This is a genomic window from Qipengyuania rhodophyticola (assembly GCF_042493225.1).
In the GTDB taxonomy this organism is placed as follows: Bacteria; Pseudomonadota; Alphaproteobacteria; order Sphingomonadales; family Sphingomonadaceae; genus Erythrobacter.
On sequence record NZ_CP170454.1, the window covers coordinates 21,764 to 46,214 of the forward strand.

Sequence of the window (24,451 nt, forward strand, 5' to 3'; positions counted from 1 at the left end):
GGGGATTTTACAATAGGCTACGAGTCGCGCGAGGCGGAAAACCGCCAGCCTTGGCCGACGTTATCCTACGCCGACCAGACCCCGGTGGGAGAGTCTGAGAATGGCCACCAATTTTGGGATATCGGAACTTCGGATGAAGTTCGATGACTGGCGCCAAGGGCGCAAAAGTCACAAATTGGGCACTCCCAACACTATCCAAGTCGAACCGCATGTGTGCCAGATCGTAGATGATCCGCAGGGCGCTTTTGATTTGTCGTTACTGCTCGAAAACCTCGTCATACCAAAACTGATCGCAGAGCGCGGCAATCCCGAAAACCGCCTCAGTGAGCAAGGACTCGCAGAGACGATCGGCACAGACCGCAAGCGTCCGATCACCGAACAGGATGTTGCAGCGTTCACGGCGCTTACCATCGATTCAGAAGCGAGCACTCTGCTCGACTTCGTCGATAACTGCCTGGCAACCGGGAGTTCCGTCGAGGCGATTTACGTTGACCTGCTGGCGCCATCAGCTCGCCGTCTGGGAGAGTTTTGGGAGCAAGACTCAGAAGACTTCATCGACGTCACCATGGGCCTTTGGCGCATTCAAGAGATCCTACGCGAACTCGCACTAAGAGTTCCACCGCCGCCGCTCGGCTCACAGCACGGGCGGCGATCAGCCCTCTTTTCGACCATGCCCGGCGAACAGCACAGCCTAGGCACGCTGATGGTCGCTGAGTGTTTTCAGCGAGCGGGATGGGATACAGATGTGCTTGTTGAGCCTAGTCAATCAGAGTTGACAGCAAAATTCGCCAACAGACATTACGAGTTGGCAGGATTGACCCTTAGTAACGACCACCCTAGGGCCGCGCTCACAAGCCTAATCAAGTCGATCAAGGCAGTCTCGAGCAACTCAGGAATTTGCGTCATGATCGGCGGTCGGTTCGTCATTGAAAACCCCGAAATCGTCGATCAGTGCGGGGCGGATGGCACGGCTTGCGATGCGCAAGAGGCGGTCGCAATGGCAGACGCGCTGGCGCCTGTAATAGCCACTGCGCCTGATCTGTTAGCTTAGAAGCATGGATATGCAGAGATCCGAGAACGAACGCATTCCGTTTAGCGATGCCGAGACAATGTTCGCGGGTTTCAGCAAGGATGACTTTATTGAGCTAGCTCATTGCGCTGGCGATTTCATGCTTGCCATTGATGAGAACAACATCATCCGCGATGTCGCCATGAACGGGAAAGATCACCAACTCGCCAATCGCTGGATCGGTGAGAAATGGGTTGATACAGTCACCGTCGAGAGTCGGCCAAAAATTGAACGCCTCCTTGACAGTCGGCACGGGCCAGACACGACTTGGCGTCAGGTTAATCATCGTGATGACGGTGATGATGTGCCGATCAAGTACCGGACCATCAAGCCAGAAAAAGGGCCTTGGACGATCGCCATCGGTCAGGATCTGCGTGCCATGTCTGTGCTTCAGCAGCGCTTGCTGAAGACGCAGCAATCGATGGAACGCGACTACCTCAATTTGCGCCAGACAGAAACGCGCTATCGGGTTTTGTTCGACAACATTTCTTACCCTGTTTTGATCGTCGATGCAGTCAATCTGCAAGTACAGCAAGCGAACCGCGCACTGCACTCCCTCATGAACGCAGCCCCAGGCAGCCTCGACGGCAAGGGGCTGACGGCATTAGTAGACGACTCATACCGTGATCACTTAGTCGCCCATATCGGCGCAGCCTCGGTCAGCAGCGCGTCCGAGCCGATTGAAATTCAGCTGGCCGGGCGAAGCGACAAAGTGAAACTTGCGATGTCGGCATTCCGGCAATCAGGAAAGCAGTTCTGGCTCGTCAATATTGATGATGGCGAACACCGCGTCCCAAACCGGCCGTCAGATAGCTATATCCTCGATGCGGTCGAGAAAATGCCTGATGCGTTTGTATTGGCCAACCATAAGCAGGACATTGTGGTTGCGAACCGCGCATTCGCAGAGCTCGTCCAAGCGGGCTCGGTTGAGCAGTTGATCGGTGTCTCTCTGAACCGATTTATTGGTCGCCCAGATATCGACCTCAATCTTCTTCGTAAGCAGCTAAAAGATCATCAGAACGTTCGCAATTTTAGCTCCGTGGCGAATGATCTCAACGGTGGCGAAGAGCCCGTTGAGATTTCTGCGATCATGATTGAGCGCGAACAATCGCTGTTCGGCTATTCTGTGCGTGCGATCGGACGACGCGAGCGTGATTTGCCTAGATCCGATCAGGAGCTGCGCTCAGTCGACCAACTAACCGAGCTCGTTGGGCGCAAGCCGCTCAAGGAAATTGTCAGGGAAAGTACCGATCTGATTGAGCGGATGTGCATCGAGGCCGCGTTGATCCATACTTCGGACAATCGCGCATCAGCCGCCGAGATACTTGGATTGAGCAGGCAGAGCCTCTATTCCAAACTGCACCGTCACGGGATCGGAAACCTCGCCGATAAGGACTGATCACAGCGTCAATTCTTGCCAAGAAGGCGACTGTCCAAAAAATTTGACACTTGGCGCAATGAGGCATAGCCTCGCGGCATGTCAGACTCGGCAATTCCAACCCCATATGCGCGCATTCCAGCGCTGAGGGATATTGTCGAGCTCACCAAACCGGTCACTTGGTTCCCCCCAATGTGGGCATTTATGTGCGGCGTGGTGTCTTCGGGCGTCTCCTTATCTGAGAATTGGGCGTTCTTGTGTGCCGGCATTTTGCTGACCGGTCCGATCGTTTGCGGCACCAGTCAGGTCATCAATGATTGGTGTGACCGCGAAGTCGATGCGATAAATGAGCCAGGTAGGCCAATCCCCTCGGGGCGAATTCCTGGTCGCTGGCCCGTGTGGATTGCACTGATCGGGACAGCCCTTTCACTAGCTGTAGGCGTTATGCTGGGCCCATGGGTTTTGGCGGCGACATGCGTCGCGCTGTTCTTTGGGTGGGCATACAGTTCCCCCCCTTTCCGGTTCAAACGCAGCGGATGGTTCGGACCTGCCGCCTGCGCGCTCAGTTATGAGGGATTGTCCTGGTTCACAGGCGCCGCAGTTATGCTTGCGGCTCTGCCTAACGCGAACATATTGGCGGTATTGCTGCTCTACAGCGTAGGCGCGCACGGCATCATGACGCTCAATGATTTTAAGGCAGTCGAAGGCGATCAGGAAACTGGGCTGCGCTCGCTTCCGGTCACTCTAGGCGTGCGCAACGCCGCGTTGCTCGCGTGCGCGGTGATGGCGATATCGCAAGTCGCGGTCGTCGCATTGCTCGCTTGGGATGGCCTGGTGCTTAGCGCGATCATTGTCTCCGCGCTCCTCGCTTTGCAGGCACTGTGCATGGTTCGGCTGATCCGGAACCCGCGCCAATATGCGCCTTGGTACAATGCCACAGGCGTGCTGCTCTACGTGCTGGGGATGCTCGCCTCTGCGCTTGGATTGGGAGGATATTTATGACCGCAATTGCTAAGCAGGCTGACGCGAAATCGCGCACTGCGCCGCAAACTGGGATTGGCTGGCTGGGCATTGTTCGCATGGGAACGGTGCAAGCCGCGATCGGCGCGATGGTTATGCTGGCAACCTCGCTGTTCAACCGCGTCATGGTGGTCGAATACTCCGTTGCAGCTGCCATACCCGCAGCGCTGGTCGCGTGGCACTATGCAGTTCAGATCACCCGGCCGCTATGGGGGTATAAGTCCGATCAATCGCGTAGCAGGACGCCTTGGATCGTGGCGGGTCTGAGCATTTTGGCATGCGGGTCTGTGCTCGCTGTCGATGTGACGATTATGATGGCCGATCCGGGCATCGGAACGGCTCTTCTGGCGGTCCTCAGTTTTACGATGATCGGCTTTGGTGTCGGGATGTCGGGCACGGCATTGCTTGCATTGCTGGCCTCTAGAGTGAGCACCGCACGTAAGCCTGCAGCAGCCGCAATCAGCTGGACGATGATGATCGCTGGTATCGTCATTGCGGCGGGTCTTTCCGGTGCATTCCTCGATCCGTTCAGCGAGCCAAGGCTGGCGATTGTTACCAGCATAGTCGTGCTGGTCGCCTTTTGCGCTGCCATGCTCGCCCTGCGCAATCTGGAGCGGGACAATCCTCCGGTTGCCCAGCAGAGTGCGAAGCATGATCAGCAAAGCTTCCCCGACGCGCTGCGAGAGATCTGGAAAGACGGCGAGGCACGCCGCTTCACGTTCTTCGTGTTCATCTCAATGCTGGCCTACTCAATGCAAGACCTGATCATGGAGCCTTTCGCAGGCTTCCTCTTCGCCATGACACCGGGCGAGTCCACACAGCTTTCAAGCCTTCAGCACAGCGGCATTCTGGTCGGAATGCTGGTGGCTGGCCTCGGCGGCAGCCTTTACGCCAAGCGCTTCGGAGCTAACCTCAAACTTTGGATCGTCGTCGGCTGTGTCGGCTCGGCCATTATGCTCGGCGGGCTATCCTTTGCAGCGACGCAAGGCGTGGCTTGGCCACTTAAGGCGAACGTATTCGGCCTTGGCATGATGAACGGTGTGTTCGCCGTAGCGGCTGTGGGCGCGATGCTAGGCCTTGCTAGTAGAGGGCGCGGTTCTGCCGAGGGCGCGCGTATGGGCGTTTGGGGTGCATCGCAAGCGATTGCTTTTGGCCTCGGCGGTCTCACTGGTGCGGTGCTGGTTGATCAGCTCCGGGCATTCACCGGACAGGATGCAGCCGCTTTCCAGATCGTCTTTTCGATCGAAGCAATTCTGTTTGTCGCAGCCGCCCTCGTGGCGACCGGGACAACGCTCGTCCGGCCAACACAGAAAGAGGAAGCATTCGCATGATTACTCAGGCAGATTATGACGTTGTCGTCGTTGGCGGCGGGCCGTCCGGTGCCACTGCGGCCCATGACCTTGCGGTGCAAGGACACAAGGTGATGCTGCTCGACAAAGCTGGCCGCATCAAACCGTGCGGCGGCGCAGTGCCCCCTCGCCTGCTCAAAGACTTTGACATCCCGCAGTCCTTGCTGGTCGCGCACGCTAACTCTGCACGAATAATTGCCCCGTCAAACAAGACGGTGAACATGCCCTGCGGCGATGGCTATGTCGGCATGGTTGACCGTGACGTCTTTGACGAGTGGCTACGAAATAGAGCCTGCGATGCGGGCGCAACGCGCATTGATGGCAAGTGCGAAGATGTGGTCGACCGCCCAGACGGCCTTGCAGAAATCACGTTCCGCACGGATCGCAATGCCAAACCCACCGCGGTGACTGCCCGGTGCGTCATTGGCGCTGACGGAGCGCGGTCCCGTGTCGCGCAGCAGTGCATTCCCAACGGCCAGAATGTGAAATGCGTTTTTGCTTATCACGAGATCGTGAAGGTGCCCGAAGAGACCACTGCGGATTACGAGCCAGACCGCTGCGACGTCTATTACCAAGGTCATCTCTCGCCTGATTTCTATGCCTGGGTCTTCCCCCATGGAAAAACAGCCAGCATTGGCCTTGGCAGCGCAAACAAGGGCTTTCCCCTTCGCGAGACCACCAGGCTTATGCGCGAGCAAACTGGCTTTTCCAAATGGGAAACGGTTCGCAAAGAAGGCGCGCCTATCCCGCTCAAGCCGCTCAAACGCTGGGACAATGGCCGCAACGTGCTCGTCGCGGGCGATGCGGCAGGCGTCGTTGCGCCGTCATCGGGCGAAGGTATTTACTACGCGATGACCGCTGGCCGGATGAGCGCGGATGCGGTTGGCGCATTTCTCGCGACCGGCAACCCCAAGGCCCTGCGCGGCGCGCGCAAAGCCTTTATGAAGGCTCATGGGCGCGTGTTCTGGATCCTCGGGATCATGCAATACTTCTGGTACAGCAGTGACAAACGGCGCGAGCGGTTTGTGAAAATGTGCGATGATCCGGACGTCCAGCGCTTGACGTGGGAAGCCTATATGAACAAAGAATTGGTCAAGCGTGAACCAAAGGCGCATATGAAAATCTTCCTGAAAGATATGGCGCACTTGTTGGGGCTAAAGCCCGTCAAAGCATGAGCCGCGCCTCCTTTTTACCAATCGCCGTCGCGGGTGTTCTGGCGCTGATAACCGCACTGGTCGGCGGAACGATAACCGTCCTTGATGAGTGGTATTACAGCTTGGCCCAACCCGATTGGGCACCGCCCGGCTATCTGTTTGGCGTGATCTGGACAGTTATCTTTGCGCTAATCGCGATTGCTGGAGTTTTCGCCTGGGAGAAAGCGCCAACGCGGCGTGATGCCGAGGTCATGCTGGGAATGTTCGCGTTCAACGGGTTCTTGAATCTCACTTGGAGTTTCTTGTTCTTCCGAATGCAGCGGCCCGATTGGGCTTTTTACGAGCTTATCGCGCTGTGGCTTTCGATAGCCGTGCTCATCCTATTTTGCGGCCGCTTCTCCAGGGTCTCCGCACTATTGCTAATGCCCTATCTGATCTGGGTCAGTATTGCGGGCGCGCTGAACTATCAAGTAGTCCAGCTTAATGGGCCTTTCGGCTAGGCATCCCGTGGAGGAGTTCTTCTCCAGCGGACGAGCGATCGATGTTGTTCTGGGTGTGCTCACAGCAGAGGCGCTGTGGCTGAAATGGCGCGGGCAAAGCTGGGGCGATATCCTGCCTGCGCTTGTTCCTGCCGTTCTCATGATGCTTGCCCTGCGTGCAGCGCTCACGGGCATGGCATGGCCATATATTTCGCTGCCACTTGCAGCAGCCTTTCCCATACACCTCTACGATCTCCATCGGCGGGGCTTTATCGCTAAGGCACCTTCCTCAACCGACACGTAAAAAAGCCCGACCGTTTCCGGACGGGCTCCTTTATGTCATTTTATGGCTAGATCAATAATCCGGCGCATAGTGATGCTCGATGGCCCAGAGATACCAATTATCGACCACTGTGCCGGTCAGCAGGATACCGATCCCGCCGGTAAGAGTGCACAGAACCGCAAACCACCACGCCCAACGGTGGATCGATTCCATCGTGGCGTTAAAGCCCATGGTCCAGCGCCAGAACAACGCCGCCCGCTCAGACGCAGTGCCCCGGTCAGTGATCTGCTCGAGCTCGCGTTCGCCGCCATAGCGGCCTACCGCGAGAATAGTCGCGCCGTGCATGGCGAACAACAATGCTGAGCCATAAAGGAATACGATCGAAAGCGCGTGGAACGGATTGTAGAAGAGATTGCCATAAAGAAGCGAGAAATTATTGGTCCATTCAAGGTGTGAGAAGATGCCAAACGGCACTGCTTCCGACCAAGACCCCATGAAGAACGGGCGGATGAAACCAAGCACGAGATAGAGCCAGATCGCGCTTGCAAACGCCCAGGCAACATGTGTGCCCATACCAAGCGCGATCGCACGGCGATATGTCCGCACCCACCATAGCAGGATCGAGAGGGTCAGGAAGAAGCCGGCAATGATCCACCAACCGCCCTCATTCAAAGGCACAAAGGGTGAGAACCCATACTCTGGGCCCGGCGGATCCAATGTCAGCCAAAAGAACTGTCGAACAAACTCGACCGGATCCCAATTGACAGATGCCAGCATGCTGAAGCCAATAATCTCAATCGCGAGGAACCCAAACAGAATCGATGCAAGTCCGAGCCAGCCTAGATAAATCGGGCCGATTTGTGCCTGGCCAAACTTACCCATCCAATAGCTAAATGTCGTCTGGCGCGTCCGATCGCCCTGCTCAATGCTGGACAGCGGAATGCCCATTTCAGGAGCATGTGCGAGCTGAACTTGTGTGAAGATGTTCTGATAGCGTGCCATTTTCTGCTCCTTTCCTTAAGACCAAATCGGCATGTTGCGCCAATAGTCCCAAAACTCTGGCCAGCTGCCGTCATAAACCGGACCAGCGATAACAATGCAGACTGCGCTCCAGAACCCGGCGCTGAGCGCGAGGAACAAGCCAAGTCGGTGAATGCCGATTGTGCCCACGGAATAGCCAATGAAATCGCGGAAAAACGTGTCTTCATACTCAGGCGTCTTAACCGCCTCACCCTTCCTCGGGTTCACCGCTGAAAGGATCAGCGCGCCATGCAGAGCCAAAGCGAAGGTCGTGACGAAGAAGAATGTGACCGCAATCATATGCGCCGGATTGTAGTGAAAGTTCACATATTGGTATCCGACATTGGACACCCAATCGAGGTGGCTAAAGATCCCATAAGGAAAGCCGTGCCCCCATGCGCCCATCAAAAATGGCCGGAACACTACAAGCGTGACATAAGCAAATATCGCGACACCAAAGGCAATCGGAACGTGATATCCCATGCCCAGCTTGCGGCAGATTTCCACTTCTCGCAGCGCCCATGAAACGAAAGCTACAATCGCGCAGATGGTGATGACTTGCCAGAAGCCTCCCTCTGCGAGAGGAGCAAACCCCAAACCATATGAGAGGTCCGGCGGATTAATTGAAATGAGCCAAGGGTTCCATGTCGGCCCCAGCGATGCCGCATAGAGTATAAGCGCGGTACCAAGGATCGCCGAAATCGCCGTAACAACCCCAAAAAACCCAACGTAGAACGGCCCTATCCAAAAATCGAACAGATCGCCTCCAATCAGAGTACCACCCCTGACTCGATACTTTCGCTCAAAACTCAATAGCGACATGGCATTTCCCCTACGCGATACAATCTGGCGCGTTTACTCACAGCATCCCCGGGATAGAGGATGCCAAGTACAAATTTTCGCTCCTAATGCCGGAGCGGGCCCTGTGGGAGGCACGGCACTTTCGCGCCGTGACCTCCTATGGGGCCAAGTTCAGGTCAGTCGCTCTGACTGCTCAATCGCAGCCGTCGCATCCGCACCAGCACCAGGACCTTCGATCCAGTTGAAGCGATCAGTGCTCAACAAGATAAAGTGGATCAGCAGTGCAAGAACGAACAGGAAGATCGCCAATGCGACCAGTGTCCGACGTGGGTCGAATATTAACCAAAGTCTCCACATGGGTCGTCTCCTATCCTAAGAATGGTGTCAGGGTTGCGGCGGCCGTGCGGATGCCGTCATCCAGCGCTGCATAGCCATTCACACCTGGGAACCAGGGGCGCCACATCCACACCAACACATGCGCAATAATCGCAATGATGGTGAAGCCGATAAAGCTGCTCACAAATATCTTGTGAAACTCCTTAGCTTCTTCTGGGGTCAAATACGCCCCGGGACCGAAGCGGTCGTTATCTTCACTCATATTTCCATCTCCAGTTTAGCCCCTTGCAAGCCGCCAAGGGCGCCTCCCACGGGTATTGCTCGAACGGCTGAAGCAGCCATGCGAGTTGCGGATGCCTGGCCTTTGCTTGCGCAAGGGTCTGACAAATATCGGGAGCGGGCCGTCATGCATTCGCTCCATCAAGAAGGGCTGCCGCTAGACGGTCGGCAGAAACGTGTTTTTCACCGGCCAGCCGGGCGTGCCGCTCGGCCGCATCGCGCAGGTTTTTGGCCGCAGAGATGCGCACCAGAACGGGCTGCGCCTCGACAATTGCGTCGAGCTTTTCTTTGGCGTCCTTGTCCCATGTGAGCGGAGCATCAGCGCGAGCCGGGGTGGCTTCGCCTGCGTCCATTTGCGTTGAGAGCGGCAGGATATGGAACAGCGCATCAAACAGCGCATTGCACACTTCCTGCACCAGATAGGTCGCGCCGGAATATCCCATGTAAGGCGTGCCGGTGTGGCGGCGGATCGCAGCCCCGGGGAATGATGCCGGTATGAAAATGCCGCGCGCCCCCGCCTCGGCCATATACATCCGCTCATTATAGCTGCCGAAGACAACCATTGGCGGGTTCTCGAAAATCGCATCGCGCACCGCTTGGTTGTCAGGCTTCACACCGGCACTGCGGCTGAAAGAAAAGGAACAGGGGAGCCCCATGTCATTCTCGAGGAAATTGCGAATACCGCGCGCGTAGGTCTCGTTCGCGACAATGCCGAAATTGGCCGTACCGAAGAAGTCTTGCGTGACCGAGCGCCACAAATCCCACAGCGGCTTGATTGTCGTGTGCTTCTCGCGCGTGATGAACGGCTCCGGATCGAGGCCGGTGAGCTCGCCCAATTGGCGCAGGAATTTCGTTGTGGAATCAAGGCCAACTGGGGCCTGAAGATATGGCCGCTCAAGAAGCTCGCACAAATTGCGGCCAAACTCGCGGTACATACAGATATTGACCGAGGCGTTGGCAAGTTGGCGAATGTCAGCCAGATGACTTCCAAGCGGGAAGACCATGTTCACTTCCGCGCCAATGCCTTCGATCAGGCGGCGGATCTCTGCCACATCGGAAGGCATATTGAACATGCCATAGGAGGGCCCGATGATATTGACCTTGGGCTTCTCGCCTTCGGCCAGCTTCTTGGGCGCAGGCATTTTCTTCGGACCAAATTCGGTCCAAAGCCATGACAAAGCGCGGTCTTCAGATTCCCACTGGTCTTCATCAATCGTGCGCGGGAGAAAGCGCTTAATATTGGTACCTTCTGGCGTGACCCCGCCGCCGATCATCTCAGCGATGGACCCAGTAACCACAACAGCCGGAAGATCTGGATCAAGTGACTGCCAAGCACGGCGCATCGCGCCTTCTGTGCCGGTCTTGCCGAGCTCTTCTTCGCCCAAGCCTGTCACCACAATCGGCAACTCATGCGGTGGCAAGCCGTCTGTGTAATGCAACACGGAGGTGACCGGCAGGTTTTCACACCCCACCGGACCGTCAACGATCACTTGCAAGCCTTTGACGGCAGTGAAGGCATAGACCGCGCCCCAATAGCCGCCCGCCCGATCATGATCGAGGATCAGTGTCATGAGCCCACCGCCTCTGCCGCTTTGGCAGCCATGGCGTTTTGTGCAGCATACTTCTTCTTGAATTTTGGACGGTCAGTCGGCGTGTCTTCCCAAATACCGCTGGCATGTCCTTCGCCAACGCCTTCGAAAAACTCGGTCATCCGATCAAAACGCTCTTTGTTCGCCATCGATGCATTGACGACTTGAGCAAGGCTGCCCGCCCCCGCTGGCCCCATAAGCGGCCGCGCGGAAATTAGATTGGTGAAATAGAGCGCCGGAGTACCCTTGGCCTTGGCATGTTGAACCACCGGAGTGGTGCCAATCGCGAGATCGGGGCCAAACTCCTCAACCGCAGCGATATCCTCTTCAAGGCTCGCGCGGTAATTGACCCGCACGCCTTTCGCCTCCAGCCATTCGCGGTCGGGATCTGACCATTGTGTCTGCGGACAAGCCGTACCAACATAGGGGACATCGGCGCCGCTTTCGATCAGTAAGCGCGCAACGAGCAGCTCAGAGCCCTCGTAACCAGAAACAGTGATCCGGCCTTTCACGGGCATTGCCCCGAGAGCGCCCGTGATCGCTGGAAGCACAGCATTTTGCGCGGCTGCAATCTGGTCAGCGCTTGCGCCATACGCCTCGCCAATAGCTTTGAGCCAAGCTGCCGTGCCATCGCGGCCCACCGGAGCTGAACCAACGACCTTGCGGCCGGCCGCTTCAAACTCGCGAATGCTGGCAGTGTAAAACGGGTGGATGGCGGCAATGACTGCGCCGTCGAGCGCAGTGTACAGTTCGCGCCATTCGCGCGTTGGTACGGTTGGCCCAGCTGCCAGGCCAAGCGGCTCAAGCATTTGCCCAATACCCATTGGGTCAGCGGGGAACATTTCGCCGAGCAATGTGACCGATGGCTTGTCAGAGCGCTCTTTCGGTGCAGCAACAGGACCTTGCTCAGCCTCTTCGCGCGCATATTTGAGCATCGCGCCGGCAAGCACATCCTTGGCCTCTGCGTGAGTCGGAATACCAAAGCCAGGCACATCGATGCCGACAATCCGGACGCCGTTGATGGCATCCGGAAGCAACCGGAGCGGCACACCGCTAGCCGTTGGCACACACAGATTGGTGACGACGATTGTATCGTACTTCTCTGGGTCAGCCATCTGCTCGACGGCTTCCTTGATGTCTTCAAACAGCTTGCCAGTGACCAGCGTTTCGCTGCTGAAAGGGACGTAGCCGACGCTGCGCCGCGCACCGTAAAAATGCGAGGTGAAAGTCAGCCCGTAAACACAGCAGGCCGAACCTGAGAGGATCGTGGCCGTGCGCCGCATGCGCAGACCAACACGGAGTGAGCCAAAAGCTGGACACATGCTTTGCGGCTGGTCATGCGGGCCGACTGGATAGTCTTTCTCATACTGATCGAGGATATCGCTTTTGCCAGCCTTTTTTGCCGCCTCGCGCATTGTCTCTGCGCCGCCATGACAGCCGCTACCGCCCGAACCATCAGGCGCATCCGAAGCCGGAGCGAGATCGATCCGGTCTGGAGTGCGTTTGGTAGGGGCGAAAGCGTCAGACACTCATCATACCTCGTCGTAAATCACTTCGAGGCTCGGCTTCTCTTCGTAAGAGCCGCCGCGCATGTCAGCCTGTGTCGCAGGCACGAGTTCCACATTACCGCCAGTATCCTCCGGCGAGAACAGATCGAGCAGGCCGTCCTGCTCCAACGGCTTTGGCTGCTGCGGAGGCGCATTCGCGACATTCACCGCCAGCTCCTCAAACAGACCGCCCCACTCGCCGCCTGGCGTACCGATAATCTGGTAATTGGCCGATTTGCGCCGAATATCCTCATTGGCTGGGATCGCGGTAAGCACCGGAATGTCGACTGCCTTAGCGAAGTTTTGCGCCTCGCCCGTGCCGTCATCCTTATTGATAATCATGCCAGCAACGCCGACATTGCCGCCCATCTTGCGGAAATATTCCACCGCCTTGCAGACATTATTTGCCACATATAGCGACTGCAGATCGTTCGATCCGACAACGATCACTTTCTGACACATGTCCCGAGCAATAGGCAGCCCAAACCCGCCGCAGACCACATCGCCGAGGAAGTCGAGCAGGACATAATCAAAGCCCCATTCGTGGAAGCCGAGCTTCTCAAGCAGCTCAAAGCCGTGGATGATCCCGCGGCCGCCGCAGCCCCGGCCAACCTCTGGCCCGCCCAGCTCCATGGCAAACACGCCGTCACGCTGAAAACACACGTCTTCAATGGTAACTTCTTCGCCCGCAAGCTTCTTCTTGGACGAGGTTTCAATGATTGTCGGACAGCTTTTGCCGCCAAACAGCAGGCTGGTTGTGTCTGACTTGGGGTCGCACCCAATCAGTAGAACCCGCTTGCCTTGCTGCGCCATCATATAGCTCAGGTTCGAGAGCGCGAAGCTCTTTCCAGAGCCGCCCTTGCCATAAATCGCAATGACCTGAGTTTCTGACTTCGCCTCTCCAGTATGAACCGGATCAGGCTCCTGCGAGGCCTCTTCGCGCAGCTTATCTACATCGAGTACACTCATGCGCATTCTCTCCAATCGAGCACCATTTTCAGGCAGTCGGCATCTTCAAAAGCGGTGGGATAAGCAGCCTCTGCATTGGCCGCTGGCTCAACATTCGTGATGAGGCCCGACAAATCGAGCGCGCCTGTTTCAATCAAGACGTTGATCGAAGCGAGGTCATCTGGCTGCCACTCCGCGGCAATCCGCAGCCGCGCCTCACGTTGAAACGCGGGCGGGAAAGCGAAACTGATCGGTTGATTATAGAATCCGGCGAGCACCAATTCGCCGCCTTTGGCGAGCCGCGCGATGAAGCTCTCAATAGACCCTGCATCGCCGCTAACATCATAGACAGCCGTGTAATCATGCCGATCATCATCCTCGGGATGGATGACAGAGTAACCCTGAGCGCCCGCGTGGCGGCCGAGATTGGTGTCCCACACCACTGGCGGCTTTGCACCCGCAGCGATAGTGAGACGAGCAAGCAAGCGGCCCAATACACCGTGCCCAATGATCAGTTCAGGGGCATCGCCATGCGCCATTGCGTGAAGCGCCGTTGCCGCAAGCGCATAAAGAATGCCATCGCGGCCAAGCGCGTCGGAAATAGGCAAGGCCCGTGCAGATGGCAAAATGACCGTGCTCGCCGCTCCCCCGAACAATCCGCGCGCATCGCAGTAACAATTGGCACCGGGTACAAAGACCCACTCGCCGACCCGCGCTTTCGCTTCAGGCCCCGCATCAACGACGCGGCCGACCGATTCATAACCGGGAACAAGGGGGTAACCCATGCCGGGGAAGTTTGGCATCTTACCGGTCCAGAGCAGCTTCTCCGTCCCCGTGCTGATACCGCTCCAGTGAATATCGACCTGAACATCTGCCGCATCCATCGGTTTGAGTGCGGTTTCCCGCATCGCCAAACGCCCTGGTGCGTCAAGAATGATGGCCGATGTGTCCAACAAGTCCCTCTCTGGCCCCCAACCAAAGTAGGGACTCCGTCGACCGTTAAACTACCTTAACATTACATAATGTCAACCAAACTGGACACTTTAGCTGTCACTTGGCGGCTACAATTGCTCTCGTGATGATCGGAAGAGGCGTTACGATCTCTTTAACATCTGAAAAACCAACGTTTTTTAGCATGCCACTATTCTCATGCAGAGATCTTGGCCGGCCACTACCCATGGCCCAAAGATACATTCCGAAATACGCATCACCCATAGCTTCAGCGCCCCGAGTCTCAGCCATGGGCTCCACAATCAGCAGATTCCCCCGTGCGGGGAGCGACTCGTAGATTTTTGCGAGAAGAGCCTGCGCAACATCGTCGTCATGATCGTGGAGAATGCGGATCAGGGTGATCAGATCATATCCCGCAGGAATTGGGTGCTCGCGGAAGCTACCCACATGAGTGGCAATCCGCGTGCCGAGCGGCGAGCTTGCAAAACGCTCAGCCGCGAGTGGCACGACATCGGGCAAGTCGAAAACAGCGAGCTCCAAAGTATCGGTTTGACCCGCCACTGCCTCCACAAAGGCACCCGAACCGCCACCGATATCCAGCATCTTCTTATGCTGCTCAAACGGGTAGCGGCCCAATATCTGCTGCCAAACCATCGGCTGTGTTGCGCGCATCAGCTCTGAATAGGGAGCAGCGTTCTGGCCAGCGGCGCCAGCAGGGGAAGCATATGTCCAGAAGGCGGAAAGCTCACTCTCTCCCCTCCGCTCCTCGCGCAGCAAGCTGAGCGGGTCAGCCAGGTCCCGGTACAATAGTTGATGATGCCGGATCATCGCCATCGCGCCATCATTAACCGAAAGAGCTGCGCCCACCTCACCAAGGACCCAGAGATCATCTTGCGGCGACTCGGCCAGTTTTAGGGCAACACCAGCCTTCAAAATCCGTTCCGCTGCGTGTGCAGAAAGGTCAAGGAAGCGCTCAATTTCGGTTGTAACTCTCGGCTGATCGCGAAGGAATTGAACCAGCCCGGTCTGGACGAAAACGTAAGTGATCTGAGTGTAAACAAATCCAGCAATCAGATCGAACTGTCCGGCTGCTTTGCGCCTCGCCACCGAGCGAAAAATCGGGGTTCTAGCAGCCCACTCCTGAAACTTACGACTGCCCAAAATTCCATTGCGCCACAGCGCCCAGCGTGTGCGCCAAGTTTGCTGCGCAGTAAGAGAGTCATTAATACTAGACATAATATAATGTCCATTTGAATGGACTTCTGATAACTATCCGTCAAACCGAAACTCTTGGGAGGATCCAGAGGGAGCGTGGCAGACACACCGACGGTCATTATCGGAGCGGGCATAGGCGGGCTGACCACAGCGGCGCTGCTTTCGGCGCGCGGCATGCCCGTGACCGTGCTCGAAAAGGAAGCGACGCCAGGCGGCAAGGTCCGCCAATTAGATGTCGATGGTACTCCGATTGATGCCGGACCGACCGTCTTCACTATGCGGCCCGTAATTGATGCGATCTTCGAGGCCGCAGGAGCTTGCACCGACGATCACCTCCAGCTTACTCGCGCAGATACGCTTGCGCGGCATGCCTGGGACCGGACGGGCCATCTCGACCTTTTTGCTGATCATGAGCGCAGTGTGGATGCGATCGGGCGCTTTGCCGGGTCGAATGCGGCGCGGGGGTTTCGCGAGTTTTCCACGGAGGCGAAGCGGATCTTCGATATCCTTGATGAACCCATGCTTCGCGGAAGCAAAGTCAGCTGGCCGCTGCCGCTAATGTGGCGCATTGGCCTGTGGCGCGTGGGCGCACTACATGCAATCCGTCCGTATGAGAGCCTCTGGAAGGTTCTGGGCGAGCATTTTGCTGATCCTCGCCTTCAACAACTCTTCGGCCGGTACACGACCTATTGTGGCTCCTCCCCTTTTCAGACCCCCGCCACGCTGATGTTGATCGCCCACGTCGAGGCACAGGGCGTCTGGAAGATCGAGGGCGGGATGAGCGCTTTGGCGAACGCGCTCGAAGCTGTCGCGCGCGGGAACGGCACCAAGTTTCGCTATGGCGCGAGGGTCGAAGAAATCCAGAACGATCGCCGCAGGGTCAGCGGCGTGAAGCTGGAATCCGGCGAAGTCATGCCGACCCGGTCGGTGGTGTGTAACGCCGACCCATCGGCGCTTGGCTCTGGCATGTTTGGTGATGCAGCAAGACGCGCCGCTAGTGTTACCAAGCCTAGGGATAGGTCGCTGTCGGCAATGGTCTGGCTCGCAAAGAGTAACACGGCTGGCTTTGATCTCGATCACCACAACGTATTTTTTTCAAGTGATTACACCGCAGAGTTTGAGGCAATCAACGCTGGCCGAGTGCCTAGCGATCCAACCGCCTATGTCTGCGCACTCGATCACGGCACCATGGGCACCGCACCTCAGCGGTTTCAAATCATCGTCAACGCGCCGGCCAATGGCGACACCCATGCCTATTCTGAGCAGGAGAAAGACCAATGCACGTCGAACATGCTAAGCCGACTGCGCAGCTGCGGGCTGGAACTGGAGACGCCGCTGCCTCACTCTCTGGTCACGCCCAGCGATTTCTCGAAACTCTTCCCGGCGACCGGAGGGGCTCTCTATGGCAGGGCTTCGCACGGATGGGCGGCCTCCTTCCTCCGGCAAGGCAGCCGGACGAGGATCCGTGGGCTTTATTGCGCGGGCGGAGCGACACATCCTGGCGCGGGCGTGCCGATGGCCGCCTTGTCGGGGAAACTCGCGAGCGAAGCCGTGTTGTCCGACCGTATTTCGACGCGGTGGTACCACCGCAAGGCTACCGCTGGTGGTATGTCGATGCGCTCAGCGATGACGGAAGCTACGGGCTAACGATTATCGGATTTATCGGCAGCGTCTTCTCGCCCTATTACAAGAAATCAGGCCGCAATGTACCTCTCGATCATAGCTGCTTGAACATTGCCCTGTACGGGAAAAGCGGCGCACGCTGGGTAATGACCGAAAGAGGGGAAGCAGAAACCTCGCAAGGACGTGACACCTTGCAGATCGGTCCAAGCGCTATGCGCTGGGATAAAGATAGGCTGATTATCGATATTGAAGAGCGTGATATACGTCTGGGCATACCTTGGCGCAGGCGCGTAAAGGGGCAGATCGTGCTCTCACCCGAAGTGCTCAATGAACGCGCGTTTAAGCTCGACCCTGCTGGACGGCATATGTGGCACACCATTGCGCCTCGTGCGCGGATTGAGGTTAAGATGGAGCGGCCCAATGTGAGCTGGTCTGGCAGCGCCTATCTCGATGGCAATCATGGCAGCGAACCGATTGAGGCTGGCTTTCGAGACTGGCACTGGTCGCGCGCGCATGCTGGCAAGGATGTTGCAGTAATCTATGAAGGTAACCGCCGCGATGGCAGCCATTTTGCGAGCCTCTTGCGGTTTGACCATACTGGCACCCCGCGTGAAGAGGAGCTGCCGCTGGTCGCACCTCTACCGCCGACATTATGGGCCATGAAACGGCAAACCCGCGCAGATCGCGGCCATGCTTCGGTGGTCAAAACGTGGGAGGACTCGCCCTTTTACGCGCGCTCGGCCCTTTCGATGCGGATTTTCGGAAAGCCGGTTGTGGCTGTTCAGGAGAGCATCTCGCTCGACCGACTGATAAACCCGATTGTCCAGTTTATGCTGCCCTATAAGATGCCGCGCGAGGCCAAACAGGCGCGGTGACTACTTGGCCTGATCGTCAGCTTCAGCAGCTTTCTTCGCTGCCGCTTTTTCCTTATCCTTGGCAATCTCTCGGTTGACCGACCAAAGCTGGTAAAAGCCAAACCCTAGCGCGACCGCGCCCGAAAACACGATCTCAACCCATCCCAGATTATCCCATGCGCTGGCTTCCATGGCCGGCTCCTAAGCTGTTACACGTTCGACGAAGGCGTTAATCAGCGCCGCAATCTGCTCCGGTTGTTCTTCATGTGCAAGGTGGCCAAGACCGCTGACCTCTTCAAATGCGCATCCGGGAATACTCTCGGCCGCATCTTTCACCGCGTTGCGCGGTATCGCAGCGTCCCTACTCGCATGGAGCAACATTGTCGGCGCTTGTACCTGAGGCAGACGTTTCTCAAGTTCTTCCAGATCCCAGCTGGCCATCATGCGGATTGCACCGTCGCAGTGCCCTGGGCGGGCGAACAGCCGATGGTAGTAGTCGATGCCCGCACGCTCGATGTTCGAGCCTGTTGATTTCTCCAAAAACCGTTCAACCGCCGCGTGCGAACGCGCCATGCGCGCAAAAATCGTCGGCACAAAGGGGTTAGTGAACAGCATTTTGGCAAGCGCCGGAAAGAGCTTTGCGGCAAGACCAGGAAATGGCAGCAAAGCCGGATTGAGGCCAATAACCGGCATCTGCCAGTCTCGCTCCAGACATAATTGGAGGGATACAGCAGCACCAGCGGAGTGGCCGACAATCACATCAGGCCGAGCGCCTAGCTCGTCCAGCAAAATTCCCAGCGAACGCGCCATTTGCGGTAGTGACACCCGCCGCGCATGATTGGGCCGCGTGAAACCGTGCCCCGGCAAATCCATCGCGATCACTCGGTAGTGCTGAGCAAGGATCGGCATCACATCGCGCCAGCTATGTGTCGCTGCACCGGTGCCGTGGATCAGCAGGCAAACGGACGGATTTGCTTCCTCGCTGTCCATTTCCTGCACATGCCAGCGATAGCCGTCTGCCTCGACAAAGCGGCTCGTCTCGCGATTGGGCCAGCCCTTCCCTTCACGCTCCCAATCAGGGTAGCGCCTGCTCATGGGCCGTCTCTCATGCGGGCTCGCTCACGCTCTCGATAGCGCTGACCATCGCTGCGCTATTCGCATGGGGCAGTGGTAGATATTTACCGCGCAGCTTCGCGGCCAGCTCAGCCGCTTCTTCGCGCGGTCTGGGCGCAATATCGATCACAATCGCGTGATGTCCGGCCCCGGCTATGCCCTTGGCGACTTCCTCAACCTCCTTCATCGCAGTGACGCGGTCCGCCTCGCCAGCCAGCGTCACATTCGCTTTGCCGTCAGTCAGCACCGCAATCGTCGGCGTCTGCCCGCGTTTCTCGGCAGCGTCGGCGAGCAGGCGTGCCTCCAGCAATCCTGCCGCCAGCGGCGTTCCCCCTCCACCGGGCAATCCGCTCAAAGCACGGCGCGCGCGGGTAAGTGAACGGGTCGGCGGCAGCAGAACCTCAGCACCCGTCTGGCGAAACGCGATAAGCGCCACTTGCGAACGTTTCACGTGCGCTTCGGCCAGCATGAGTTCAACCGCCCCCTTAGCCTCGGCCAGCCGCGACAATGCCGACGAACCTGACGCATCAACAGCAAATATGGTGAGGCTTTCACGGTTCTGTTCAAACCGGCGCACACGCAAATCAGACTTGCGGATATGCAGGCGCTGGTCATTCCTGCCTGATGCGCCATGCCGCACGGCTTGCCACGGGGCCGCTGCGCGCAGCGTATCGATCAGAGCAAGCTTGCGCCCGTCACCCGGCATACCGGCAACTGACCCGCGCGGCCGCCCGCGACGTGCCGACTTCTCTTTCTGCCCTGAGCGGCCGGCCTGACCGCCAGAGGCGCGCAATGTGCCGCTCGCGATACCATCGAGAAGGTGCTTCGGGATGGCTGCCTGCGTCGCAGCCAGCAACAGATCATCGAGGGGAATATCGCGCTTGCCAGAATCTTCGGGCGACTCGGTTTCACTATCTGATTGCGGTTCTTGAGGCGGTGGAGGCGCAGATTGCTGCTCTGCGGGCAAGTGCAAGGCTCTGGGCGCAAGCACCAATCGCATCGCAGTTTCCAAATGCGAACCGCCCACTCGCTCAGCACCGTCACAAACAGCTAGGCCGCCCGCACACTGCTCTGCAAACAAGACCGGACGAAGCGAGTGTACGCCGATTGCAGCAGCAGTCGCGGCAATGGCTGATCGCTGTTTTTTAAGCAGTCGCCGAGCCTGCGCTTGGGTTTGCCCGCATATCCGCAGAGCAAAGTCGAGAGACCGCGCTCCTGATACATCGCAATGAAAAGCGCATCGCTCCATCATGCCAGCAGGCGGGGCCTCGTCTCTCTCCAAACCATCATCGAGCAGGATTATAGACAAGTCTTGGCGATCAATCGCTTGGGCCAAATGCGCCGCGACGTTGGGCGAAAGACGCTCTGCCATCGACACGATGACAACGCCGCCTGCCGCACGTTCAACTATTCCAGCCCGCTGGACGGGCGCACCCTTCGCCAATGTCGCAGTCAGGTCCAAGCCGCCCAGCAATTGCTCGCTATCGGCATTGGCCGGGAGCTTGATGACCGGCATTCGCGCTGAGAGAGCTTTGATAAGCTCAGCGACTAAGCGATCCCGAACAGGCCCAAACCCGCGCAAGACAATGCCTCCGTACTTGTGAGGCTCCCAAGCAAACAAGCCGGCCGCTAACAGAGCATCAGCCAACGCCGCCTCTGCTGGCTCTTGCTCGCTCAACCGAACAGCTCTTCCAGCGCCATTTCAATGCGCACGGTAGAGCCGGTCTCATCCAGCACATCACGCCGCAAACGGTGGCGCAGAGCCAGCGGTGCCATGCCTTTCACATGATCGCGCGTAACCGCAGGGTCGCCCTCTAGCGCTGCCAACGCCCGCGCGCTTCGCATCAAGGTCAGCTCACCGCGCAGGCCGTCTGCACCGACCGCTTTGCACAATGCGGCGGTGTCTTTCAGTATCTTTGCAGGCGTCTTAACCTTCGCCAAAGCCTTCTTCGCTCGGTCGATCTGGCGCAATACCTTGCTGTCCTCGCCTTTCCATTTCGCAGCAAATTTCTTCGGATCGCGCTCCAACGCATCGCAGCGGCGCATGATCTCAACGCGTTCATCAATGGCTTCGGGCGTCCGCACTTCAACGGACAATCCAAACCGATCAAGCAATTGCGGGCGCAGCTCGCCTTCCTCTGGATTACCGCTGCCAATCAGCACAAAGCGTGCTGGATGGCGCATGCTCAGCCCGTCGCGCTCAACCAGATTTTCGCCCGATGCTGCCACATCCAGCAGCAGATCAACAACATGATCCTCGAGCAGGTTTATCTCATCGATGTACAGGAAACCGCGATGCGCCTTAGCCAACAGGCCAGGTTCAAAGTGCTTCTCGCCATGAGCAAGCGCTTTTTCCAAATCAAGCGCACCAAGCACTCGGTCTTCCGTCGAACCAAGCGGTAAATCAACGAAAGGCACCGGCACCTTGCGCACACGCTTGCTAGGGTTTGGTTCCGGGCATCGCTCCCGCTCATCAGGATCGGTATTATAACGGCAACCCTCAATCACCCTGATAGGAGGGAGCGCCCCAGCGAGCGCCCTTGCGGCAGTGGATTTGCCCGTGCCGCGATCACCGAAAATCATGACCCCGCCAATGCGCGGATCGACAGCGGCTGCAAGCAGCGCCATTTTCATTTCGTGCTGCCCAACAATGGCGCTAAACGGAAAAACAGACATGAGTCATTCCTAACAGCAGCGATGGAACGGTCAATCACCCGGCTTAATGACGGAGGACATGAGCAGAGTTCAGCCCTGGAGTCTGCCTGAACATGATGCCGTGGAGCGATGGCTCACTCTGAGCTGTTAGCTGATTGTCTGGTCAAAGCGGCACTCGCGCCAGAGACCCCGGTAGATCCAGAACCTGAAGCTCCTTTGACGGCGGATTTGTCTACAATCCTCCCGCCGTACGGCTTCAGTGGCCACCAGTTCCATTTCCCTGCGACCATCATGAAGGCAGGCCCCAGAACCGCCCTGATGATCAACGCATCGACCAGAATGGCCGTGGCGAGGCCCAGACCTACCATCTGGACGATTACGATTTGCGAAAAGGCAAAGGCACCGAAAACTAGCGCCATAATGAGCGCAGCGCTGCTGATCACTGAGCCGGTATCGCCCAGAGCTTCGACGATGCTTCGCTCATTGTCGCCGCAGCTGAGGTAAATGTCTCTCATTCGGCTCACGAGGAATATCTCATAATCCATGCTGAGCCCAAACAGGACAGCAAAGATCACCACCGGAACAGAGCTCGGGATGAGCTCCGCCGGACTGGCCAAACCGAACAATTCGGAACCGTAACCAAGCTGGAACACGAAAACGACCATGCCATAGCCTGCAGCCACTGAGAGCAGATTGAGGATCAGCGCTTTGAACGACACTAATGGCGCGCCGAGCATCAGCAGTAGCGCAAGGCCTGTTGCGACCAATACGGTGAACAACACGGGCGCGTAACTCGCTCTCACCCCGTCATCGAAATCGTTGAGGAATTGCGCCTGCCCGCCAGTTTCAACCGTCACCCCGGGTAGGTCAATCCACGTCGGTATCTCGCGCGCCAACCCGCGTAGTGCGAACAAATTGGTGTCGGTACGCGGGATCGCACGAAATAGGATCTTGTCCCCACTCTCGCTCATCAGGCTTTGCGCTCCTGACATCGGAAACGGGGTGAGCGACGGGCGGCTCGAAAGCCGCGGTGCGGACACTTCGGCAATGCGCGAATCCGCCTCGATCGCTCCCCTTAGTTCGCGTAATTTGGGCGCGCTTTGCTCTGTGATGACCGCTCCGCCATCGCTGCGCGAAATGACCACAAAGACAGGCGCGCTGAGCCCCTTGATCTCCATTTCCTCAAGCATTTGCACACCGCGCACCGATTCCAGTTCAGGCGGAAAGAGCTCGTCATCTGGAAAGCCCGATTGGGTATAGAGTGAGGGGGCGGCCATTAGCAGCACGGCCGCAAGGCTGCTCAATATCGCGATCCAAGGGTGACGCACGATGAGCCTACCCCAACCGCACCATCGGTGAGAAGTCGCGGTATAACCGCGCCCAGGTTTTGCGCGACCTGGCCAGTCTAGCGCTTTTGCCCCGATAAGCGAAAGTAACGCTGGGAGCATGGTGAGCGCGACGGCGACGCTGACGGTTACGGCGGCCAGCCCGCCAAAGCCGATTGAGCGCATTTCCATCATCGGGGTCATCACCAATGATGCCATCCCAATCGCCACAGCCAAACCGCTATAGAGCACGACGAGGCCTGATTGGCCCATTGCCTCGATCAGTGCCCCGCGTCGCTGATCATGCGCATCGCCCGAGTTGCAGGCGACCGCATCGCTTAGGACCTGACGATAACGATGATAGACGAATAGCGAATAGTCGATGCCAAGAGCGATCGCGAGCATTGTTACGATGGCCTGGGCAACAGTCGAAATATCAAAGAATCCAGCGAATATGACGATGCCGGCAAAGGCAACCGTGCGCGCAGCAATAGCCAAGAGGACTGGCAGTGAGGCTGAAAGCACAGCGCCAAAGGCGTATAGCAAAACCAATAAGGCAAGCGGCAAGGCGCGCAATTCAGACCTTGCACTGTCTTCAACGCTAAAGACTGTGAGATCATAGCTAATCGCGCCGCGTCCGCTGACCGCCCATTCGATGTCAGCCCTATCCTGCAGCATTGCACCGATAGCTTGCCGGATCACCGGCACCTGTTGCTCCGCTCCAAGGGCATCTGGTGTGTCCAGCGCGATGATGAGAGCGTGCCCCTTGTCATCACGGGGCTGCTCGATCACATCGCTTGCGAGAAAAACGGCTTCGACCGCCGGTATCTCTAACAATCCATTCTCGATGTCGTCGATGAACTCATAGCGGGCATCGTCATCAAGATTCAGGGCCGGATCGCTGTACGTTAAAATCAGCGCCTGGCTATCGCGAACTCCGAAAGTATCGGCCAATTCGGCGTCAATCCGCGCGGACTGGCTTCCTGCGATACTACCTGCCCCGCTCACCAATCGGTCGGAATAGGCCCCGATTATCAGGGCAGCGGCAATCACAGTGATTAGCCAGCCAGCCAGCACAGGCCACGGGCGATCCCAACAAAACTCGCCCAGTTTCGAAATCGCTTTCTTGGCCCCTGCCGGTTGGCTTGCAGGGTCGCTCATATATGCGCCGCGCAAGGTAGGTGAATGGGACCTTCAATCGAAAAAAGGGGAGGCTGCATCACCGAAACGGCAATCGCCCCTCGCACAGCCCAAACGAACACCATCTTTACAGACCCACCGCAATTACATGCATTGACTGAACGACGAGTATCGCATGGTCAAGCGTCCTTTCTCACCCTATCCCATGGTGTGCCACCTGGCCTCAATTTTCGAAACTCTTCGCCCGGTTACGAAAGCCGAGCCGCTCTGGAGAGTTTTCTTTAGCACTGAACAAGCGCACCACGCCTCTACCAACCCTCGCC

The 24,451-nt window shown here is 57.6% G+C and carries 23 protein-coding genes; 9 read left to right on the top strand and 14 right to left on the bottom strand.

The features are described 5' to 3' along the window. Window positions 1-100 precede the first annotated feature (100 nt). The 7 genes from ACFCXQ_RS00110 (at window position 101) to ACFCXQ_RS00140 (ending at window position 6,753) form a co-directional block, all read left to right on the top strand. Window positions 101-1,051: a cobalamin B12-binding domain-containing protein gene (locus tag ACFCXQ_RS00110; protein ID WP_379551900.1), complete on the top strand. Its 951-nt coding sequence runs from the start codon at window positions 101-103 to the stop codon at window positions 1,049-1,051. A gap of 10 nt (window positions 1,052-1,061) precedes the next feature. Further along, window positions 1,062-2,468, top strand: coding sequence for a transcriptional regulator PpsR (gene ppsR / locus ACFCXQ_RS00115; protein ID WP_379551902.1), 1,407 nt, complete (start codon window positions 1,062-1,064; stop codon window positions 2,466-2,468). A 78-nt stretch (window positions 2,469-2,546) separates the two neighbouring features. Next, entirely contained in the window at window positions 2,547-3,449 is a 903-nt protein-coding gene (gene chlG, locus ACFCXQ_RS00120; protein ID WP_379551903.1) for a chlorophyll synthase ChlG, read from the top strand. Next, a complete protein-coding gene (locus tag ACFCXQ_RS00125) occupies window positions 3,446-4,798 on the top strand; it encodes a BCD family MFS transporter (protein WP_379551905.1) in 1,353 nt (450 codons plus the stop codon). Before chlG ends, ACFCXQ_RS00125 begins: the two co-directional genes overlap by 4 nt. Then, window positions 4,798-5,991: a geranylgeranyl diphosphate reductase gene (locus ACFCXQ_RS00130; RefSeq protein ID WP_379554686.1), complete on the top strand. Its 1,194-nt coding sequence runs from the start codon at window positions 4,798-4,800 to the stop codon at window positions 5,989-5,991. The genes ACFCXQ_RS00125 and ACFCXQ_RS00130 overlap by 1 nt, the downstream gene beginning before the upstream one ends. Next, window positions 5,988-6,470, top strand: coding sequence for a TspO/MBR family protein (locus ACFCXQ_RS00135; RefSeq protein ID WP_379551907.1), 483 nt, complete (start codon window positions 5,988-5,990; stop codon window positions 6,468-6,470). The genes ACFCXQ_RS00130 and ACFCXQ_RS00135 overlap by 4 nt, the downstream gene beginning before the upstream one ends. Before the next feature lie 7 nt (window positions 6,471-6,477). After that, window positions 6,478-6,753, top strand: coding sequence for a hypothetical protein (locus tag ACFCXQ_RS00140; protein WP_379551909.1), 276 nt, complete (start codon window positions 6,478-6,480; stop codon window positions 6,751-6,753). 51 nt (window positions 6,754-6,804) lie between these two features. On the opposite strand, the gene pufM is transcribed toward ACFCXQ_RS00140, so the two are convergent. From pufM to ACFCXQ_RS00185, 9 genes are all read right to left on the bottom strand, one after another. Continuing rightward, window positions 6,805-7,734, bottom strand: coding sequence for a photosynthetic reaction center subunit M (gene pufM, locus ACFCXQ_RS00145; RefSeq protein ID WP_379551911.1), 930 nt, complete (start codon window positions 7,732-7,734; stop codon window positions 6,805-6,807). A gap of 15 nt (window positions 7,735-7,749) precedes the next feature. After that, on the bottom strand, window positions 7,750-8,574 hold the full coding sequence (gene pufL / locus ACFCXQ_RS00150) for a photosynthetic reaction center subunit L (RefSeq protein WP_379551913.1): 825 nt from the start codon (window positions 8,572-8,574) through the stop codon (window positions 7,750-7,752). Between the two features lie 150 nt (window positions 8,575-8,724). Beyond that, entirely contained in the window at window positions 8,725-8,910 is a 186-nt protein-coding gene (pufA, locus tag ACFCXQ_RS00155) for a light-harvesting antenna LH1, alpha subunit (RefSeq protein ID WP_379551915.1), read from the bottom strand. Between the two features lie 10 nt (window positions 8,911-8,920). Then, complete coding sequence (pufB, locus tag ACFCXQ_RS00160; RefSeq protein WP_379551917.1) at window positions 8,921-9,151, bottom strand: light-harvesting antenna LH1, beta subunit; 231 nt, start codon at window positions 9,149-9,151, stop codon at window positions 8,921-8,923. A gap of 142 nt (window positions 9,152-9,293) precedes the next feature. Further along, window positions 9,294-10,739 (bottom strand): chlorophyllide a reductase subunit Z, encoded by a 1,446-nt coding sequence (gene bchZ, locus ACFCXQ_RS00165; protein ID WP_379551919.1) that lies wholly within the window; start codon window positions 10,737-10,739, stop codon window positions 9,294-9,296. After that, window positions 10,736-12,286 carry a chlorophyllide a reductase subunit Y gene (gene bchY, locus ACFCXQ_RS00170; RefSeq protein ID WP_379551921.1) on the bottom strand — a complete coding sequence of 517 codons (1,551 nt, stop codon included), beginning with the start codon at window positions 12,284-12,286 and terminating at the stop codon, window positions 10,736-10,738. Before bchY ends, bchZ begins: the two co-directional genes overlap by 4 nt. Before the next feature lie 3 nt (window positions 12,287-12,289). Beyond that, window positions 12,290-13,279 (bottom strand): chlorophyllide a reductase iron protein subunit X, encoded by a 990-nt coding sequence (locus ACFCXQ_RS00175; RefSeq protein ID WP_379551923.1) that lies wholly within the window; start codon window positions 13,277-13,279, stop codon window positions 12,290-12,292. Beyond that, window positions 13,270-14,205 carry a chlorophyll synthesis pathway protein BchC gene (gene bchC / locus ACFCXQ_RS00180; RefSeq protein ID WP_379551925.1) on the bottom strand — a complete coding sequence of 312 codons (936 nt, stop codon included), beginning with the start codon at window positions 14,203-14,205 and terminating at the stop codon, window positions 13,270-13,272. Before bchC ends, ACFCXQ_RS00175 begins: the two co-directional genes overlap by 10 nt. Before the next feature lie 97 nt (window positions 14,206-14,302). Continuing rightward, window positions 14,303-15,439: a methyltransferase gene (locus ACFCXQ_RS00185; RefSeq protein ID WP_379551927.1), complete on the bottom strand. Its 1,137-nt coding sequence runs from the start codon at window positions 15,437-15,439 to the stop codon at window positions 14,303-14,305. A 75-nt stretch (window positions 15,440-15,514) separates the two neighbouring features. On the opposite strand from ACFCXQ_RS00185, the gene crtD reads away from it, so the two are divergent. Then, window positions 15,515-17,065, top strand: a complete 1,551-nt coding sequence (crtD, locus tag ACFCXQ_RS00190; protein WP_379551929.1) for a 1-hydroxycarotenoid 3,4-desaturase CrtD — start codon at window positions 15,515-15,517, stop codon at window positions 17,063-17,065. After that, the gene (locus ACFCXQ_RS00195; RefSeq protein WP_379551931.1) at window positions 16,996-17,916 is read left to right on the top strand and encodes a hypothetical protein; all 921 of its coding nucleotides are present in this window, start codon (window positions 16,996-16,998) and stop codon (window positions 17,914-17,916) included. The genes crtD and ACFCXQ_RS00195 overlap by 70 nt, the downstream gene beginning before the upstream one ends. Here the strand turns inward: ACFCXQ_RS00195 and ACFCXQ_RS00200 are convergent, their stop codons facing one another. From ACFCXQ_RS00200 to ACFCXQ_RS00220, 5 genes are all read right to left on the bottom strand, one after another. Continuing rightward, window positions 17,917-18,087: a hypothetical protein gene (locus ACFCXQ_RS00200; protein WP_379551933.1), complete on the bottom strand. Its 171-nt coding sequence runs from the start codon at window positions 18,085-18,087 to the stop codon at window positions 17,917-17,919. It lies immediately after the preceding gene. A 9-nt stretch (window positions 18,088-18,096) separates the two neighbouring features. Continuing rightward, window positions 18,097-18,990 (bottom strand): alpha/beta fold hydrolase BchO, encoded by an 894-nt coding sequence (gene bchO / locus ACFCXQ_RS00205; RefSeq protein WP_379551935.1) that lies wholly within the window; start codon window positions 18,988-18,990, stop codon window positions 18,097-18,099. A gap of 10 nt (window positions 18,991-19,000) precedes the next feature. Continuing rightward, complete coding sequence (locus tag ACFCXQ_RS00210) at window positions 19,001-20,686, bottom strand: magnesium chelatase subunit D (protein WP_379551937.1); 1,686 nt, start codon at window positions 20,684-20,686, stop codon at window positions 19,001-19,003. Continuing rightward, window positions 20,683-21,684: a magnesium chelatase ATPase subunit I gene (gene bchI / locus ACFCXQ_RS00215; RefSeq protein WP_379551939.1), complete on the bottom strand. Its 1,002-nt coding sequence runs from the start codon at window positions 21,682-21,684 to the stop codon at window positions 20,683-20,685. Before bchI ends, ACFCXQ_RS00210 begins: the two co-directional genes overlap by 4 nt. Before the next feature lie 113 nt (window positions 21,685-21,797). Continuing rightward, window positions 21,798-24,149, bottom strand: a complete 2,352-nt coding sequence (locus ACFCXQ_RS00220) for an MMPL family transporter (protein ID WP_379551941.1) — start codon at window positions 24,147-24,149, stop codon at window positions 21,798-21,800. Window positions 24,150-24,451: the final 302 nt, after the last annotated feature.